Raw genomic sequence first — 16913 nt, forward strand, 5'->3', positions numbered from 1 at the left:
GCTCGGGCAACGGCTGCCGCCCGTTCTCACAGGGTCGGATCGCCGAACTGTTCCAGGAGGACGTCGACCGGTGTGTGGTCCGTCGCGGCGGAGGTGCCGTCGTGAAGGGTCTGCTCCGCCCAGATGACCTTGCCCTGGGCGGTGTAGCGCGTGCCCCAGCGCTGGGCGAACTGCGCCACCAGGAACAACCCGCGCCCGCCTTCGTCCGTGGTCGCCGCCCGCCGCAGCCGCGGCGAGGTGCTGCTGCCGTCCGCCACCTCGCAGATCAGGCAGCGTCCGTACAGCAGCCGCACGGTCACCGGCGGTGCCCCGTACCGGATCGCGTTCGTGACCAGCTCGCTGACGATCAGCTCCGTGGTGAAGGCGATCTCCTCCAGCCCCCACTCCTGCAGCGTGTCCCTGCACCGCGTCCGGACGGAGGGCACGACCGCCGCGTCCGGCGGTACACCCCACTCGGCCACGCGCGAGCGCGGGAACAGCCGGGTCCGCGCCACCAGCAGGGCGATGTCGTCGGCGGGTTGCGCCGGCCCCACCGCATCGATCACCGCCTGGCACACCTCCTCCGGAGTGCGCCCTTCGGCTCCGCCCAACGCCCTGCGCAGCCGGTCGAGGCCGATGTCGATGTCACGGGCGCGTTCCTCCACCAGGCCGTCGGTGTAGAGCACCAGTTGGGAGCCCTCGCCCAGGCGCAGTTCGACCGTCTCGAAGGGATAGCCGCCCAGGCCGAGCGGTGCCGACGCCGGCCCGCCGGGACACGTGACGGTTCCGTCCGGACGCACCACCACCGGTTCGGGGTGCCCGGCACGGGCCATCGTGCACGCTCCCGTCACCGGGTCGTAGATCGCGTACAGACAGGTCGCACCCGTCACCCCCTCGCCTTCACGCCCGTCGGCGGCCTCGGCGGCGCCCTCCTCGTCGTCCATGCGGGCGACCAGGTCGTCCAGGTTCCCCAGCACCTCGTCCACCGGGAGGTCCAGCGTGGAGAAGTTGTGGACCGCGGTGCGCAGCCGCCCCATCGTCACCGCCGCGTGCAGTCCGTGACCGACGACGTCGCCCATCGCCAACGCCACACGTGCGCCCGGCAGCGGGATGACGTCGAACCAGTCGCCGCCCACCCCCGTGGCCGCCGGCAGATACCGCCAGGCCACCTCCAGCGCGTCCTGCTCCGGCTGCCCCCGCGGCAGCAGACTGCGCTGCAGCGTCACCGCCATCGCGTGCTCCCGGGTGAACCGCCGGGCGTTGTCGATCGCCACCGCCGCCCGCGCGGCGAGCTCCTCCGCGAAGGACAGGTCGTCCGGCTCGAACGCGGGGGAGTCCGTCATCCGGTAGAAGTTCACCACGCCGAGCGGCGCGTCCCGCGCCCGCAGCGGCATGGTCAGCAGCGAATGCAGCCCGAGTTCCAGCGCCTTGCGGGCGCGTTCCGGATCCTGCTGCCGCCAGCCGTGCGCCTGCCGCAGGTCCGGCTCCACCATCCCGCGGCCCTGCTGGAGCGCGTGCATCTGCGGGGTGCCCGGCGAGAACGTGATCATCTCGCCCACCCGGTACACCGGAATCACCTGCCGGTCCCCGCTGATCGCCGTACGCCGCAGGTGCCGCCACCCCTCCGCGGTCGGCTCCCAGCCGCGCAGCACGGCATCCAGCAGATCGACGGTGACGACGTCGGCGAACTGCGGCACCGCCACATCCGCCAGCTCCTGCGCCGTACGCCCCACATCCAGCGTCGTCCCGATCCGCAGCCCCGCCTCGTACAGGAGCTTCAGCCGCTCCCGCGCCACCTCCGCCCGACCCGAGACCGCCGCCAGCTCCGTGGTGTCCCGCAGCGTCATCACGCTGCCTCCGGGGCCCCCGCGCGGGAACGTGGGCCGCTTGTTGACGACCAGCAGCCGGTCCTGGGCGAGATACACCTCGTCGGTCACCGCGTCCGGCGAGAGCAGCAGCCGTGTGATCTGCTCCGGCAGGCCCAGCTCGCGCACCGGGCACCCCTGCGCACCGGCAGGCAGGCCCAGCAGCCGCCGCGCCTCGTCGTTGGCCAGCAGCAGCCGCCCGTCGGGGTCGGTGATCAGCACGCCCTCCCGCACCGCGTGCAGAACCGCGTCGTGGTGCTCGTAGAGCCGCGCCAGCTCCACCGGAGCCATTCCGCGGGTCTGCCGCAGCAGCCGCCGGGACGCCAGTGTGGTCCCGGTGGCGGCCAGGACCAGCGCCGCCGCGCCGCTGCCGAGGATGATCGGCAGCTGCGGCATCCACAGGCGCGCCACGTTCTTCACCGTGATCCCGGCCGAGACCAGGCCGACGACCGTGCCGTGCGAGTCGTTCACCGGGACCACGGCCTGAACGTCCGTCCCCCTGCCGGAGGGAAGGGGCGGGCCGCCGGCCTGTTCGACGACGGTACTGCCCTGCAGCGCCGGCTTTATGGTGCCGACGAACTTCTTCCCGATCTCCTTCGGGTATGGGTACGTGTAACGAATCCCGTTCGTGTTCATGACGACGACGAAGTCCACGCCCGCCTTCTTGCGTGCCGCCTCGGCCCGTGGCTGCAGGACCGCCGTGGGGTCCCGGCTGCGCAGAGCCTGCGCCACACCGGGGGCGTTCGCGAACGACTGGGCCGCGACGACCGACACGCGGCGCCCCTGCCGCAGCGCGTCCTGCGCTGCCTGGAGCACCACGGTCGCCATCGCGGCCAGGACGAGCAGCACCACGATCACGGTCTGAAGGAGGAACACCTGCCCGGCCGCGCTGCGCGGGTTCAGCAGGGAACTGCGGCGCTCACGCGCGCGTCCGGGGGGCGGGGGCCGCGCCTGGGTCCGATCTCGTCCGAAACGTACCCTCATGCTCCCTTCATAGCACCGCTGTGTGTGCCGGGAGCGGCTGACCTCGAAGCCATCAGCGTTCTCTCTCCCAAACCTCGGGGCCACGCCACTCGATCAAGAGCGACTCGGCCACGTCCACCTCGTCCACGCCCTCCAGCCCGGCGTGCTGCAGGCAGACGGTCAAGTCGTGCTTCCCGGCACACTCCAGCCACCGCAGTGACAACAGTCCCCGGTCAGCGGGCTCCAGCGAGCGCGTGGCCCGCGCTGTCTCCTGGCGCTGTCCGGCAAGCTGGAGTCGGACGACCGTCAGATCGACGAAGTCAGCACCCGGTCGGCCAGATCCTCGGCTTCCGCCATCGCGCCCGGCGCGGCGCGCCGGTGCTGCCAGTGCGCCCGGACCTGGTTCATCGCGATGGCCACGAGCCAGGAGCGAAAACGCTCGGGAGTACGCAGTTCGCCCAGTCCGTCGAGGGCGCGCAGCATAATTTCCCGCACCACGTCGTCGACATCCACCGGGCCGATCAGAGCCCGGCCCACAATGTTGTGGACCAGCGGGAGATACGCGTTGACCTGCACGCCCTTAGCTTGCGTGTCGCCCTCTCGGGCGGCCGTGACCAGTATCGCCGTCTCCACCGCGTCCTACGTGCTCATACCCATGCTTCCTGTCTTCGAGGCCGAACGATCGTGTCCGATACCTGGGAGTTCACTCGACGCCTCTCGGATAACAGTTCCTCGGAAATGAGTTGAGTGAGGTGTCCCGAATCTCGTGCCGCGACGCGTACCGTCCTGGTCTCCGCGACCGCCGTTCATGAACGGGTCGGCGGCTGACTTCGCCTGTCTGCGCCCGCGCGGCCGTGTCGAGGTGTACGGTGCGCCCCCGGCCGCCAGGATGGAGAGGTGGTACGGGAAGAAGGTGGTCGGCTCCGACGGGGACAGGTCGGGCCGGGGCTCTACGGCGAGCGTGTGTTCCGCCCCCAGGACGTGGGAGAGGCGGAACGGATCGATCTCGGGGCGCTCGTCTACGACGCCACCACGTTCTCCCGTCTTCGGCAGCTGGGCGCCGGTCCCGGCATGCGCTGTCTGGACGTGGGCGCGGGCACCGGAACGGTGGCCCGGATGCTGCTGCGCAAGGCGGGCGTGGCCGAGGTCGTCGCGATGGACCGGGACATCCGTTTCCTCGCCGCCGAGCCCGTCGCCGGACTCACCCCTCTCGAGGCCGACGTCACCTCCCCCGGCTTCGCCCATGGGCTCTTCGACCTCGTCCACGCCCGGTTCGTGCTGATGCACCTGCCCTCCCCCGCCCGGATGGTGGAGCGACTCGCCGCGCTGCTCGTCCCCGGAGGGGTCCTCGTACTCAGCGACGCCGTGGACCTGACGACCGAGAACGCACCCCGGACGCCGTACACGACGGCCATGCGGGCGATGTGGCACGGTCTGCGGGCGACGATCGGGACCGATGTCTCCTGGGTGCCGGGCTGTCCCGGTCTGATGGTCGCGGCCGGGCTGGAGTCCGTGGCCGCCGAGATCCATGTGCCTCCCCTGCTGCCCGGCAGCCCCATCAGCCGGTTCTGGGCCGACACCTGGGACCGGGCGCGCGCCGCCATGGTGGGCACCGGCCTGGTGGACGACGCCGGGATCGACGAGGCGAAGCGGTGTCTCGAGGCGCCGGAGTACGCCGGCCTGTCCCCCGGCATGCTCACCGCCTGGGGCCGTAGACCGGCGACACCGTCGTGACCGGGGCGCCCGTACCCGCCGCCGAGCCGGCCGTGGAGGCCGGTCGGCGTTCCCCGGCACCGCTGCTGGCGGTGTGCACGGGGTACTTCATGGTGATTCTGGACGTGACGATCATCAACGTGGCCGTGCCCGTGGTGGGCCGGGATCTATCGGCTTCGCTCACCGGTGTCCAGTGGATCACCGACGGGTACACCCTGGTCCTCGCCGGCCTTCTGATGACCGGTGGCGCGCTCGGTGATCGGCTGGGCAACCGGCTCATCTTCTGCTGCGGCGTGGTGGTGTTCACGCTCGCGTCGGCCGCGTGCGCGTTCGCCCCCAGCGCTTCCGCCCTGGTGGGGGCCCGGCTGGTGGAGGGGCTCGGCGCGGCACTGATCGTGCCCGGTTCGCTCGCCCTGCTCCAGCAGTCCTTTCCGGCGCCCGCGGACCGCTCGCGGGCCTTCGGCCTGTGGGGCGCGATGGCAGGAGTCGCCGCCTCCGCCGGACCGCTGCTGGGCGGGCTGCTCGTCACCACGGTGGGCTGGCGGTGGGTCTTCCTCATCAACCTGCCGGTCGGAACGGCGTGCCTGCTGCTCACGCTGCGGCACGTCGCTCGCTCCCCGCGACGCGTCGCCCGCGCTCTGGACTGGCCGGCGCAGTGCGCGGTGGTCGCGGCGGTGGCTCTGCTCACTGCCGCGCTCAACGAGGCGGGCCGCCGCGGCTGGTCCGATCCCGCCGTCCTCGCCGGACTGGCCCTGGCGCTCACGGCCGCGGCCGCGTTCGTCGTGCGCGAGCGGTGGGCGCGCTCGCCGGCCCTGCCCCTGGCGCTGTTGCGCTCCCGCACGATGAGCGGCGGAGCCGCCGTCGGCCTGCTGTTCAACTTCGGCTTCTACGGCATGGTGTTCACCGCCAGCCTGTACTTCCAGCATCAACGGGGGTTCAGTGCCCTGCGGACCGGGGCGGCGCTGTTCCCGGCGGTGGCGATGACCATGTTCGCCTCTGTTCTGTCCGGGCGGCTGTCCCGCCGCACCGGAGACCGTCCGCTGGTCGTCTCCGGGATGCTGCTGGCGGGGCTGGGACTGGCCGTGTGGGCCGCGGCTGGGGCTGATGCCGCCTATGTGGTGCTGGTCGCTCCGATGATGGCGGCCGGCTTCGGCACCTCGTTCGCCCTCACGGGTTCGACCGCCACCGTGATGGCGGCCGCGCCCCAGGCGTACTCGGGTGCGGCCTCCGCCCTGTTCAACACCACCCGCCAGATCGGCAGCGCCACCGGCGTGGCCCTGGGCGGCAGCCTGCTCGCCACAGGCGGCGATTTCGGCACGGGGCTGCGCATCGCCATGGCCGTGGGCGCCCTCGCCTACCTGACCGCGGCGGGCCTCGCCCTGCGGTGTGTGCCCGCGAGGGGGGCCGCCCAGGGGTCTGACCGGGACAGGCGGTAGGGGTCGGGCGCTGCAGGCCACGGCTCACCGAGGTCGTGCGGGTCCGTGCGGATGCTCGTGGGCAGGGTCTGCGAGGCCGCCAGGGCGTGCGGCCGGGGATGTCCTCGTACCTGCCGTGCGCCTGTACGCGCGTGGAGAGCCGACGTTTCGCCGACGCGACCTGCTCCTTCGCGTACCGGGTTTCCCTACTGGGCTGAGCGCCCGTGCCCTACACCGACGCGTTGTCCCCGGCCGGCGTCGGCCGGGCGCTCCGGGCGCTCCGGGCGGACGGATCGTGCTGCGCCGGCAGTACGGCTCGATGGTGCCGGGCGGCCTCGGCCGCGGTGTAGGAGGAGGCGAAGGTGAAAGCGCGCGGGGACGGCCCGTGCGCCCGCAGGTCGGCCAGCCGCCCGAGGGCCTCACCGACGGTCGGGAGGTGACCGGCGGGGACCCACCAGAGAACCAGGTGCGCCTCGACGTGCCGCTCGAACCATTCGCGGCGCCGCCGCACGACCTCCAGGTGCCCGCTGCGGTAGGTGAAGTCCCACAGGGCCTCCTGCGTCTCCCACACCGACAGGTTGACGATGACGTCCTCGCCCGCCGGGCGCAGGCCGGTGGCGTCGGCCTCCCCCTCTTCCACGAGTCGCCACACGAAGCCGGGCGCGCCGTCGGCGGCGGCGTTGACCGGGTCGAGCATCTCGACGAACGGCGCTATGCGCGGGTCGTCGAGGGGATGGCGCAGCATAGCGATGTTGAGCTCGGCGAGGTGGGCGGCATGCGCTGATGCTGTCATGGCCTCATCTCAGCACGGCCCGCGTTTCTATGTCAATCAATATTGTTTTTAGAAGGCTCGACCACCACGCAGCACTCCCCCGGCCGGGCGTCCATACGAGCGCGGACCGGACCGTCCGCGCCGAGCAGTCCCTCCAGCAGGGCGAGATTCATGCCGCAGACCAACGGCGGGAAGCGTTCAGCGACGGCGTGGAAGGGGCAGTTGCGCATACGGACGACGCGCGCGGCTGTCCCGGTCGCCCCCTCGGCTCCTTCGGTGCTTTCCACGTAGGGTTCGTAGCCGCGGGCGGCCAGTACCTCCATGGCCTCTTCGAGGCCGCCGCAGGGCGCCGCCGAGCCGCGCAGCGTCTCACCTCGGCCCCGCGCGGCCGCGCACAGGCCGGCGTCCAGCCCTACCTGCTCGGCCGCCTCCGCGAGCAACTCGGCGGCGGTGCGGTAATCGCGGGCCGGCAACGACACCGACCGCTCGGCCCGCGCTCGCGTGTACACCTTGGCGGGACGGCCCGCCCCCGGCCCCGAGCGGCCCGTCAGGCGGCGGCTACCGCTCCCCAGCAGCCCCGCCTGGACCAACCTGTCCAGATGGTGCGCGGCGAGCGTGCGCGCCACCCCGACCGCCTCGGCGGCCTCGTTGCGGCCGACCTCACGGCCCTGCGCCGCCACGTACTCGTACAGGCGGCGCCGTACCGGATCCTGCAATACCGCGATCGCGTCGATGTCCTCCACCTGGCCATTCTAGGAACAACACAGGTTGGAGATAGAAAGGCGGGGCCCAGCCCCCTCTTCCCGGGGCCTTGACACCATCAACTGATCCTTGACTTCGTGGCATTGGATGATCGACGCGGTCCGCTACGTCGTGGACAACGGCGTCAAGTGGGCGAACCTGCCTGCGGATTTCCCGCCGTTCAAAACGGTGCATGCCTTCGCCCGCCGCTGGCAGATCCAGGGCCTGCTCGCCGAACTCCACGACCGGCTGCGCGACCGTGTCCGGGCCAAGGAGGGCCGCGCGGTGGACCCAACGGCCGCGATCGTGGACTCACAGTCACTGCGGGCGGCAGCAGACATCCCCCGCTCGACGTCCGGCTGGGACGGCGGGAAGAAGGTGGCCGCAGAGCGCGGCCGTCGTCTTCCCGGTAACCCCGGACGGACAGGACCATCCTCTGGGGGCGGGCTTCCCAGGGGTGGCACGGACAGTCAGCGGAACAGGCGGAAGAACCCGCGCACCTGCTCGACCAGCGACTCCGGCTGCTCCAGCGCGGCGAAGTGGCCGCCATGCGGCAGCTCCTCGAACCAGCGCAGGTCGGTGAACCGCAGCTCGGCCTCCCGCCTCGACGGGCGGGTTATGTCGCGCGGGTAGACCGACAGCCCGGATGGCGCGGTCACCTTGTCCCGGAAGTTGGCGAAGCTCTCCCAGTACAGGCGCGCCGACGACGTGGCCGACGCGGTGAACCAATAGACCGAGATCTCGTCGAGGATCGTCCGCCGCGACAACGCGTCCTCGGGATGGCCGTCGTTGTCCGTCCACGCCCAGAACTTCTCGGCGATCCAGGCGGCCTGCCCCGCCGGGGAGTCGGTGAGGCCGTAGCCGAGCGTCTGCGGCCGGGTCGCCTGGATCGCCGAGTACCCCCGGCCGGTGCGCTGCATCTCCTTCTCGGCCTCGAGATTCGCCAGCTCCGCGGGCGTCGGGTCGTCGAACGTGCCCGCCGCCACGGATCCCAGGTTCAGGTGCACGCCGGCGACCCGCTCGGGCGCCACCTCGCCCAGCACCGCGGACACCGCCGAACCCCAGTCACCGCCCTGCGCGCCGTACCGTTGGTAACCCAGCGAGACCATCAACGTGTCCCAGGCGCGCGCGGTGCGAGTGATGCCCCACCCGGTCGTCGACGGCTTGTCACTCCAGCCGTACCCGGGCAACGACGGCGCGACCACGTGGAACGCGTCCGCCGGGTCACCGCCGTGCGCGCGCGGGTCGGTCAGCGGGCCGAGGACCTCCAGGAACTCGAGCACCGAACCCGGCCACCCGTGCGTGAGCACGAGCGGGAACGCGTCCGGCTCCGGCGAGCGGACGTGCAGGAAGTGGATGCCCAGCCCGTCGATCGTGTCGCGGTACTGCGGGAAAACGTTCAGCCGCTCGGCGAACCCGAAGTCGTAGTCCTCGGCCCAGCTGCGGCAAAGCTCCTGCGCATACGCCAGCGGCAAACCCTGTGACCAGTCGTCCACCGGCTCGCGCTCGGGCCACCGTGTCCGTCGCAATCGTTCACGCAGGTCCGCGATCTCGGCTTCGGTGATGCTGACCTCGAATGGCTCGGCGGACATGGCAGGGCTCCTTACTGGTCAGGGCGTTCTCGGAGAGATGCAGGTGGACCGTCATCGCGGGCTCCCACGCGTGGCGTCGGGTCCGGCGCGGCGGTCGACGGACGGCCCAGGACGTCTACAACGCCGAGGACAAGGACCAGGCTCGCAAGGCCGTGGCCGCCTTCTCCCGGCAGTACAGCACGAAGTATCCCAAGGCCGTCAAGAAGATCACCGATGACGAGGACGAGCTGCTGGCGTTCTCCGATTTCCCCGCCGACCACTGGATCCACCGGCGGACCACAACCCCGATCGAGTCGGCCTTCGCGACTGTGCGGCTGCGGACGAAGGTCCCGAAGGGGGCCGGCAGCAGGGCGGCCAGCCTGGCCATGATCTTCAAACTGGTCGAGTCCGCCCAGGCCCGCTGGCGGTCCGTGAACGCACCCCACCTCGTCGCCCTCGTCCGCGCCGGAGCCCGCTTCGAACGCGGCCACCTCGTCGAACGCGGCGAGGTTACCGCAGCCTGAGGGCTTGTGAAGAACGAGCGTGCAACGGCCACGCCAACGTAACGCTGCCGCCTGCCGGTAGCGGGTGCCAGTGCGCGGCGAAGTCGTCCATGCGGGCCAGGATGCGCTCGACGAGCTGCGACTCGCCGATACCTGGCTCCATCGAGGAGAACCACTCGGGAAGACTCGAGCGTCGGCCCGCTCGCAACTGCCACAACGGCTCGCACAGGGAGGCCAACGTCTCGGAGCGAGCCATGTCGGCGTGCTCGCCCTTGCTCGGCTGCCGCTTCGCTTCCCGGCGTGCCTGGCGCTTCCTGATCACAGGATCGGCCGCCCAAAAAATATTGCTTTGTCCGGCCGCAATCCGGCCAAACACACCACCGGACAGGCCCGCCTCGGCCTCAACCAGGAAGTGCACGGCGTCATGCGGCATGTAATCGTCATAGCCGGGCCCCTGCCGCGGCGCCAACTGCGGACCGCGTTCCCGAACGATGGTCATCCGGTAGCGGCGCCCGGGCACCTTGGTGAACGTCACGTCCATGGTCGGCACGGTACCCACCGTTGCCGGAAGATCGCACGCGATTACTCCGTGGCAGACCCAGGGTCGAACTTTGGGCGCGCCACATCCCCAGGATTTGACAATTGCCCTGTCGCCGCGCAGGACTGGTCGCAGCCGGGTGAGGACGGGTACGGGGACGTCGCCGCCGCGCTGAACACCGAGCTGGAGCGGCGCGGGCTGCCCCCTTACGAGCTGCGGCAGGTCGTACGAGAGGCCCCGGGCTGGTTCGAGGAGAAGGTCAGCCCGTCCATGGACGGCCCTCCTCGACTGGAGCGTGCTGGTGCCGTTCGCGCTGGAGGAGGAGATCGTGCTCCCCGTCGGCACCGCATATTCCGGCGAACAGACAGCGGTCGCCGGGGCCCCGCGGGTGCTCGACCTGGCCGAGCGGCTGGCCGGTGCCGTCAAACTGCCCGTGGACGCGATACCGGCGGGCGAGAACCTCGCACTGACCCTGTGGTTCCTGGAGGGCGGGGCGGAGCGGACCGCCCGGGTGCGACCGGGACCGTGGGCCGAGGACCGGGACGCGGCCTTCTACGTGGCGCTCTACCTGCGCGCCGCCCAGTACTCCCTGCGGTACGCCTGCCCGATGACCTACTCCTGAGCCACGGAGGGGGCCGACCCGCCGAAGAGGCCGTACACCGGTCCGGGGTCCGGGCCGGGTGCCGTATCCGCAGCGCGCTCGAGTCCGAAACACTGGTGGAGCCACCCCGAACCCGAGCACCCTCAGGTGCGCGCGAACGCCGACGCGATGCGGGGCTTCGTCCGCCACTGCCGCATGCACGAGCACATGCGGCGTTACCTGCAGGACCGGAACGGCGAGCGCACCGTCCTGAACCTGACCTGACCGGCGACTCGGTCCAGATCGTGAATCATCCGCCGGCCCGGGAGTTCGGCGACTTCCCGGTACCGCATCCGTTTCCCGTACGACATCGGCAATGCCGTGGTGACCGCCGGCATGGGCATGGGCATGGGCATGTGGTGGCGGTCCCCCTGCCCAGCCAACCATCGGTGAGGAATCTGAGCCGGCTGCCGGCCCAGGACTTCGGCACGGCCCGGATCGATCTCCGCTTCGACGACGCCGCATACGAGCGATACGCAGAGCACCCCGACGACCGGATCGAGCGGATAGTCTGGGAAGAAACCGACCCCGAGCTGCGCTCAGCACTGCGGCCCCTCTACGGGCTGCCGCCGCAGGGCCGCCCGCTGTAACCCGCGCGGGCCCCGGCCCAGCGGACCGCCCACCACCCAAGCCCGACAGCCCCGCACCGTGGTGCAGCTCGTCTCACTGTGCTGCTTGGCCAGATCCATGAACGAACGATCGGAGACGACCGCATCCCTCGGAGCAGTCGGGTCAGGGCTTCCACATGCGGAGCATGGCGGAGATCCGGGCAGCTGTGGAACGCGGACTGTTCAACTCGTGGGCGAGCGCTGCCAGTTGCTCGCGGGTCGGGTTGACCGGGATGTTGCTGGCTTCGAGGTACATGACGGCGACGGCGCAGGCGACCGTCAGGTTGGAGCGCTCCAGCCAGCGGCAGCGGCCTAGGACGTGCACCAGGGCCGCAGCCCGGGCGTAGGGGCCGTCGTAGAGGGGCCGCTCGAGGAGTTCGCCACGGTGGCGGGCGACCGCGGCGACTGATACCCCGTAGTCGTCGACGCCCGGGTCGTGGTGACCGGACCGTTCGGCGACTTCCAGGATCCAGGACTCGTCGACGTGCAGGATCACGCGGCGGCGCCCGGCTGCGGCTGGACGTAGGGGGCGTCGAACTGCTGCTCCAGGTCGTCGAGGAAGGCGCCGTGCTCTTCGATGAGGCGCTGCGCGGCGGCCATGCCGGCGGCGCGGGCGCCGGTCGTGTCTTCGACGATCAGACGCTCGACATAGCGGTTGAAGTCCAGGCCACGGGCGGCCGCGGCGTCCTTGCCTGCGGCGAGCACGTCAGGCTCCAGACGGACCTGTGTCTGCTTCTTCGGGGAGGCCATACGCAAAAGGTAGCAGGGTGGTAGCAGAGGTGGGGCGCATGCCCGGAGGACCTGCGACCGGTCATGCTGGCTCGGCGTTCGCCGGCCCCCGGACCGATCACCGGTTTCCCCGCGAGCCGCAGCTTCCAGGCACCGCCGCCAGGCGCTGTGAGACCCCCGGCCGGTCGTCTTCTTCGCGGCCTTCTTCGTCGGCAGCTCATGGACGCCGGCGTCCTTCTTCCCGCCGTCGTAGCCGCATGAGGCGGCCGGCACCGTCGCGGCGGCCCGCACCGACTGCGCGTCGATGATCCCCGCCGTGGGCTCGGCCTCACGGCCTTCGCGCCCCCTGACGTCCGCGCAGCCGGTCGTGGAACTCTGTGATCAGCCCGTGCTCGCCCTAGCGGCGGAAGAAGGCGTAGACCCGGCGGCCCCCATCGGGGAAGTCAGCGGGCATCGCCCGCCAGGAGATCCCGCCCGCGGCCAGGTAACGGATCGCGTCCAGCATCTGGCGGTGGCAGTAGCCCTCGGGCTGTCCGCCCCGCCCCTGGAGCCATGCCGGCACCGACAGCAACGGCCGGATGGCCGCCCACTCCGCATCCGTCATGACCGAGGGATACCGGCGCACCCGACCGGGGTGATCGGTCGCGTTGCCGTACCATGCGCGAGACAATCGCACGACGCGGCTGGCGAGTTGAAGCTGACGGGCTCGGGCGCGTACAACAACTACAACAGGGCCTGCGGGAACCGATCGGAACGGGGTCGGACCCCTGAGCTACCAGGAGGCCCTGCCTCCATGCACCTGCCGCCGGAAGTTCACTCGACAAGACCCTGTGGGTCCCACACGGTTCCGAGGCCGGTTGGGGCGGCTTCTGACAACCATCCAGGTGTGAAATGGCTGTTCCATGGAAGCTCTTGATATCCACCGTAGGCGGTGCCACCGCCACCACCGTGGGCGTCGTTGCAGGAGGGGTCGTTGGGCAGCACAGCGAGAATCGCAAGTGGCTTCCGGAGACACAGACGTCCGCCCATGAGAGATTGCTGCAGGCTTTCGGCGCCGTCGACATGGAGCTGCGTGAGGCGGTCCTCGAACGGCGCAGACCTGCAGTCGCACGGGGACCGTTCAATCAGCTCAACGGCCTGCGCCGGCAGCTCCTCCGGGAGAAGGAGGGGCGGAATGCCGAGCCGTCGACCTGTGCCGTTGACGCCCCGAGCGGCAAGACATCCACAAGCGTGCCAGCCGCCGACCAGAGCGTCGATGCCGGAAAGGAGATCGTGGGCAGGAAGCGGAACGTCGTCACCGACACCATCGGTTTCCTGCTTGCCGTGCAGGTCACAGCGGCGAGCGTGCAGGACCCCGTCCCCGGGCCCCGACTCCTGGACCAGGTAGCTGCCGAACACCCCGGCATCCGCAAGGTGTGGGTCGACGGCGGCTACCGTCAGCACCTCGTCGGGCACGCTGCCACCCTCGGCATCGGCATGGAATCACCCAACGCAGGCCCGTCACCAGCGGATTCACCCCGTTCCCGAAACGCTGGGCAGCCGAGCGGACCGGCGGCTGGTTCATGCTCCACCGCCGGCTCGCCCGCGACTACGAGACCCTGCCCGTCCGCTCCGAAGCCGTGATCCACATCGCCATGACCGACCTCATGCCAGCCGCCTCACCAGCGAGAACACCATCGCCTTGCGTGACCCGGCACTGCAGACCAAACGATAGATTCCGGGATGGAACAAGGGGAGAAAGCGACCTCAAAGGGGGCTGCCTTCGCCGTCCACTTGGTCGTTCTTCGTCTTCTTCTTCGCCATCATGGGGATCTACCCGCCGCAGGTCCTGCGGACCTGGCGGCCCGGGACCGAATACGGAGATGGCCGTCCGTTCCTCGGTAAGCTGGCTTCCTGAACGTCGGCTCAGCGGGGCCCGCCGAACCAGCAGTGGAGCGCCGGTTCCACGTCATCCGCACCTGCCCAGCACACGTAGCCGTCCGGCCGGATGAGCATCGCCTCGGTATCGGCGCCTTGACCCACCCGGTCCACCCGATCCGACCAGCGGCCGACGGTGCCGGCGAACGTGTCGGCCGGGTCCAGCAGGATGCCGTGTCCGGACCGCAGTAGTTCGTGCACCCGGGCCGGGCCGATGTTCAGGTCCGGTGCGGGCCGGCCGACGAGCGGATGGGTTTCGGTGCCCGGCATCGGGTAACGGATGGCCATCCCGGACATCAGGTCGGTGAGATAGTGCTGGACGTCCGGCAGTTGGGTCATGGCCGTGAAGATCTCCCGGGCGGCCAGTACGTCCGGATCGCGGGTGCCGGCCCAGTCCATCAGCAGGCTCTGTGCCCGGACGTTGCGCAATACGGCGGCCCCGGCCGGATGCCGTTCCGTGTGATAGGTGTCGAGCAGGTTCTTTGGTGCCCAGCCGTGCACGGCGGCGCCGAGCTTCCAGCCGAGGTTGAGCGCGTCCTGCATCCCGGTGTTCATGCCCTGCGCGCCGAGTGGAAGGTGGACATGGGCGGCATCGCCCGCCAGGAAAACCCGACCGTGCCGGTACTGCTCGACCTGCCGTGACGCGTTGGTGATACGGCGGGCGTAGCGCAGTTCGATCAGGTGCACCCGCGTTCCGAACACGGTGCTCAGGCCGTGGCGGATTTCGTCCTCGGTGACCGGGATCTCCCTCGGCAGTGACCGGCCCGGCCCGCCGAGGACCAGTCGGCACAGCTGCCTGCCCTGCGGATCGGTGCCGAGCGGGAACAGTGCCGCCCAGTGCCCGTCCTCGTTCCAGGTGTGCGGCGTGGACGGATCGACGCCGCCCAGCCGCACGTCCGCGGCGATGATCGTCAACGTTCCGGGCTGACCGGGGAACCCGGCCCGCAGGAGCGACCGTACGGTGCTGTGGGCTCCGTCGGCGGCGACGAGGTAACGGGAGCGGAGGATGGCGCCGTTGGCGAAGGCCGCGGTGACCCCGTTGTCGTCCTGGGATAGGCCGACCAGATCGTGGTCCCTCCGGGCGTGCAGGCCCTGCGCGGCGAGGTGCTGCTCGAAAAATCCCTCGATCACTACCTGCGGCACGGACCGCCATGGCAGACGGTGCCGGTCGGAGTGGAACGGGAGTGGGATACCGGCGAAGTGGCCAGTGGTGACGGGGTGCTCTCCGGTGGCCAGCAAGGGCTCCAGCAGCCCTCGTTGGTCGAGCGCCTCCAGTGTGCGGGACTGCACGCCGCCTGCCTTGGACAGGTCGCTGCGCTGCGACAGCTTGTCGACCAGCACGGTCGACACCCCCGCCAGCAGCAGTTCGTTGGCCAGCGTCATTCCGGTCGGGCCGGCGCCGACGATGAGCACATCGGTGTCCATGGACTCTCCTGGGGCTGTGTCGATCAGGACAGAAGCAACGCTCCGCCTGCCGAGCCGCCCGAGCCAGAACCCGGCTCGATTGCGTTGGTATCTGACATCATCTAGCGTCGGCTCGGTGGAATCCGACTACGACGAGCTGGATCGTCGGCTCGTGCACGCCCTACAGATCGACGGACGTGCCCCGTTCAGCACCATCGCCGAGGTTCTCGGCGTGTCGGATCGCACCATCGCCCGCCGGTACGCCCGGTTGCGGTCGGCCGGGGCGGTAAGGGTGCTGTGCGGGGTCGACCCCACCGCGCTGGGCGCCATCCTGTGGTTCCTGCGGGTGCGATGTGCGCCCGCCGCGTCGCTCCCCGTCGCCGAGGCGCTGGCCAGGCGCCCCGACACGTCCTGGGTGAGCCTCAGCTCGGGCGGCACCGAGGTCACCTGCGTGGTCCGTACCGAGAGCGAGGCGGACAGCGAGGCACTGCTGCTGGCCAAACTCCCCCGCACCCCGCGCGTGGAGGGAGTGACCGCGCACTCCGTGCTCCACGCCTTCTACGGCGGCCCCGACAACCTGGTCGGAAAACTCGGGTCGCTGGACGCGGAGGCGATCGAGCGACTGCGCCCGGCTCCAATGCCGCATCGGCGCGGACCAGTGCGGCTCGATGACAGTGACCGCTCACTCCTCGCCCTGCTCTCCACCGACGGCCGGGCCGGGTTCGAGCAGTTGGCCGCGGCGACCGGCTGGTCGCCGACGACGGTCCGGCGCCGGATGACGGAGCTGCGCGAACACGGGCTGCTCTATCTCGACATCGACGTCGACTGGCGCATGTTCGACGTGAACGCCCGAACCCTCCTCTGGCTCTCGGTCGCCCCCACACACCTGGAGGAGACCGGTCAGGCGCTGGCCGAGCATCCGGAGATCGCGTTCGCCGCCGCCACGACCGGACCGACCAACCTGTACGCGAGCGTGGTGTGCACGAACCAACGGGAGCTGTACCGGTACCTGACCACCCGGGTCGCCGCACTCCCAGCCATCACACACATCGAAACGGCACCAGTGATCAGGACCGTCAAGCAGGCAGCGAACCAGACGTAGCAACCGATCAGCCCCCTGCGGTTTCGACCGTGCAAAGCACACTGCTTGTCACCAGGACGGCGCGCTACCTGTCACCGGCAGCGCGCGAAGCACGGTAGGTGTCACCGGCTCCGACGCCGCACCGGCCACCTGGCTGCACAGCGGCCCCGAAAATCACCCCCGTCGCGCCCCGTCCGACGATCCTTGTGACAACACGCTGCCTTGGTGACACCTATCGTGCTCCGGCTCACCCGACCAGCAAGATCACGATGTACACCTGGAGTACTCATATCCAGTCGCAGTTCGCAAACCAGCGGAACGGTTCAGACACCGTGGCCTTCACGTTGTTGTTCCCGCCGTCAGGCTTGGTGTCGTTCCGCAGGCGGCTTTGCTGAGCCGTTCGTCGTGTCCGGGCGTGGACTGTGTACAGTCGGCCGGCGCGAGGACGACGAACACTGCCCCGGCAGCGACTAC

Annotated in this window: 14 protein-coding genes and 4 pseudogenes; 8 read left to right on the forward strand and 10 right to left on the reverse strand. The window is 70.4% G+C overall.

The features are described 5' to 3' along the window. Positions 1 to 26: 26 nt before the first annotated feature. Both ACFYMM_RS25490 and ACFYMM_RS25495 read right to left on the reverse strand, forming a co-directional pair. A complete protein-coding gene (locus ACFYMM_RS25490; protein WP_388390345.1) occupies positions 27 to 2828 on the reverse strand; it encodes a SpoIIE family protein phosphatase in 2802 nt (933 codons plus the stop codon). A gap of 169 nt (positions 2829 to 2997) precedes the next feature. Beyond that, a pseudogene (locus ACFYMM_RS25495) lies at positions 2998 to 3440 on the reverse strand (RNA polymerase sigma factor); the annotation flags it as partial. A 330-nt stretch (positions 3441 to 3770) separates the two neighbouring features. Here ACFYMM_RS25495 and ACFYMM_RS25500 point away from each other — a divergent pair. Beyond that, the gene (locus ACFYMM_RS25500) at positions 3771 to 4541 is read left to right on the forward strand and encodes a class I SAM-dependent methyltransferase (RefSeq protein WP_388390347.1); all 771 of its coding nucleotides are present in this window, start codon (positions 3771 to 3773) and stop codon (positions 4539 to 4541) included. Next, on the forward strand, positions 4538 to 5956 hold the full coding sequence (locus tag ACFYMM_RS25505; RefSeq protein WP_388390349.1) for an MFS transporter: 1419 nt from the start codon (positions 4538 to 4540) through the stop codon (positions 5954 to 5956). Before ACFYMM_RS25500 ends, ACFYMM_RS25505 begins: the two co-directional genes overlap by 4 nt. A gap of 208 nt (positions 5957 to 6164) precedes the next feature. Here the strand turns inward: ACFYMM_RS25505 and ACFYMM_RS25510 are convergent, their stop codons facing one another. Then, positions 6165 to 6728 carry a DUF3291 domain-containing protein gene (locus ACFYMM_RS25510; protein WP_388390351.1) on the reverse strand — a complete coding sequence of 188 codons (564 nt, stop codon included), beginning with the start codon at positions 6726 to 6728 and terminating at the stop codon, positions 6165 to 6167. 32 nt (positions 6729 to 6760) lie between these two features. Continuing rightward, positions 6761 to 7450 carry a helix-turn-helix transcriptional regulator gene (locus tag ACFYMM_RS25515; protein WP_388390353.1) on the reverse strand — a complete coding sequence of 230 codons (690 nt, stop codon included), beginning with the start codon at positions 7448 to 7450 and terminating at the stop codon, positions 6761 to 6763. A gap of 106 nt (positions 7451 to 7556) precedes the next feature. Between ACFYMM_RS25515 and ACFYMM_RS25520 the strand changes: the two are divergent. Beyond that, a pseudogene (locus ACFYMM_RS25520) lies at positions 7557 to 7631 on the forward strand (hypothetical protein); the annotation flags it as partial. Between the two features lie 287 nt (positions 7632 to 7918). Here ACFYMM_RS25520 and ACFYMM_RS25525 read toward each other — a convergent pair. Then, entirely contained in the window at positions 7919 to 9040 is a 1122-nt protein-coding gene (locus ACFYMM_RS25525) for an epoxide hydrolase family protein (RefSeq protein WP_388390355.1), read from the reverse strand. An 89-nt stretch (positions 9041 to 9129) separates the two neighbouring features. Between ACFYMM_RS25525 and ACFYMM_RS25530 the strand changes: the two are divergent. Beyond that, positions 9130 to 9543: pseudogene (locus tag ACFYMM_RS25530) on the forward strand (transposase); the annotation flags it as partial. Here ACFYMM_RS25530 and ACFYMM_RS25535 read toward each other — a convergent pair. Then, positions 9530 to 10063 (reverse strand): hypothetical protein, encoded by a 534-nt coding sequence (locus tag ACFYMM_RS25535; protein WP_388390357.1) that lies wholly within the window; start codon positions 10061 to 10063, stop codon positions 9530 to 9532. The pseudogene ACFYMM_RS25530 and the gene ACFYMM_RS25535 overlap by 14 nt on opposite strands. Before the next feature lie 298 nt (positions 10064 to 10361). On the opposite strand from ACFYMM_RS25535, the gene ACFYMM_RS25540 reads away from it, so the two are divergent. Both ACFYMM_RS25540 and ACFYMM_RS25545 read left to right on the forward strand, forming a co-directional pair. Then, positions 10362 to 10682 carry a hypothetical protein gene (locus tag ACFYMM_RS25540; protein WP_388390359.1) on the forward strand — a complete coding sequence of 107 codons (321 nt, stop codon included), beginning with the start codon at positions 10362 to 10364 and terminating at the stop codon, positions 10680 to 10682. Positions 10683 to 11089: 407 nt separating this feature from the next. Further along, entirely contained in the window at positions 11090 to 11290 is a 201-nt protein-coding gene (locus ACFYMM_RS25545; RefSeq protein WP_388390360.1) for a hypothetical protein, read from the forward strand. A 142-nt stretch (positions 11291 to 11432) separates the two neighbouring features. Here ACFYMM_RS25545 and ACFYMM_RS25550 read toward each other — a convergent pair whose 3' ends face one another. The 3 genes from ACFYMM_RS25550 to ACFYMM_RS25560 all read right to left on the reverse strand — a co-directional run bounded on the left by ACFYMM_RS25550 (position 11433) and on the right by ACFYMM_RS25560 (position 12641). After that, positions 11433 to 11804, reverse strand: coding sequence for a fic family toxin-antitoxin system, toxin component (locus ACFYMM_RS25550; protein ID WP_388390362.1), 372 nt, complete (start codon positions 11802 to 11804; stop codon positions 11433 to 11435). Beyond that, positions 11801 to 12058, reverse strand: coding sequence for a hypothetical protein (locus ACFYMM_RS25555; RefSeq protein WP_388390364.1), 258 nt, complete (start codon positions 12056 to 12058; stop codon positions 11801 to 11803). The genes ACFYMM_RS25550 and ACFYMM_RS25555 overlap by 4 nt, the downstream gene beginning before the upstream one ends. Positions 12059 to 12434: 376 nt before the next feature. Then, positions 12435 to 12641, reverse strand: a complete 207-nt coding sequence (locus ACFYMM_RS25560) for a transposase (protein WP_388390366.1) — start codon at positions 12639 to 12641, stop codon at positions 12435 to 12437. 509 nt (positions 12642 to 13150) lie between these two features. On the opposite strand from ACFYMM_RS25560, the pseudogene ACFYMM_RS25565 reads away from it, so the two are divergent. Continuing rightward, positions 13151 to 13751: pseudogene (locus ACFYMM_RS25565) on the forward strand (transposase); the annotation flags it as partial. Between the two features lie 191 nt (positions 13752 to 13942). Here the strand turns inward: ACFYMM_RS25565 and ACFYMM_RS25570 are convergent. After that, positions 13943 to 15379, reverse strand: coding sequence for an FAD-dependent monooxygenase (locus ACFYMM_RS25570; protein WP_388390368.1), 1437 nt, complete (start codon positions 15377 to 15379; stop codon positions 13943 to 13945). A gap of 115 nt (positions 15380 to 15494) precedes the next feature. On the opposite strand from ACFYMM_RS25570, the gene ACFYMM_RS25575 reads away from it, so the two are divergent. Further along, positions 15495 to 16460 (forward strand): Lrp/AsnC family transcriptional regulator, encoded by a 966-nt coding sequence (locus ACFYMM_RS25575; protein WP_388390370.1) that lies wholly within the window; start codon positions 15495 to 15497, stop codon positions 16458 to 16460. The last annotated feature ends 453 nt before the right edge of the window (positions 16461 to 16913 follow it).

The organism is Streptomyces sp. NPDC006739 (assembly GCF_042869815.1).
GTDB lineage: Bacteria > Actinomycetota > Actinomycetes > Streptomycetales > Streptomycetaceae > Streptomyces.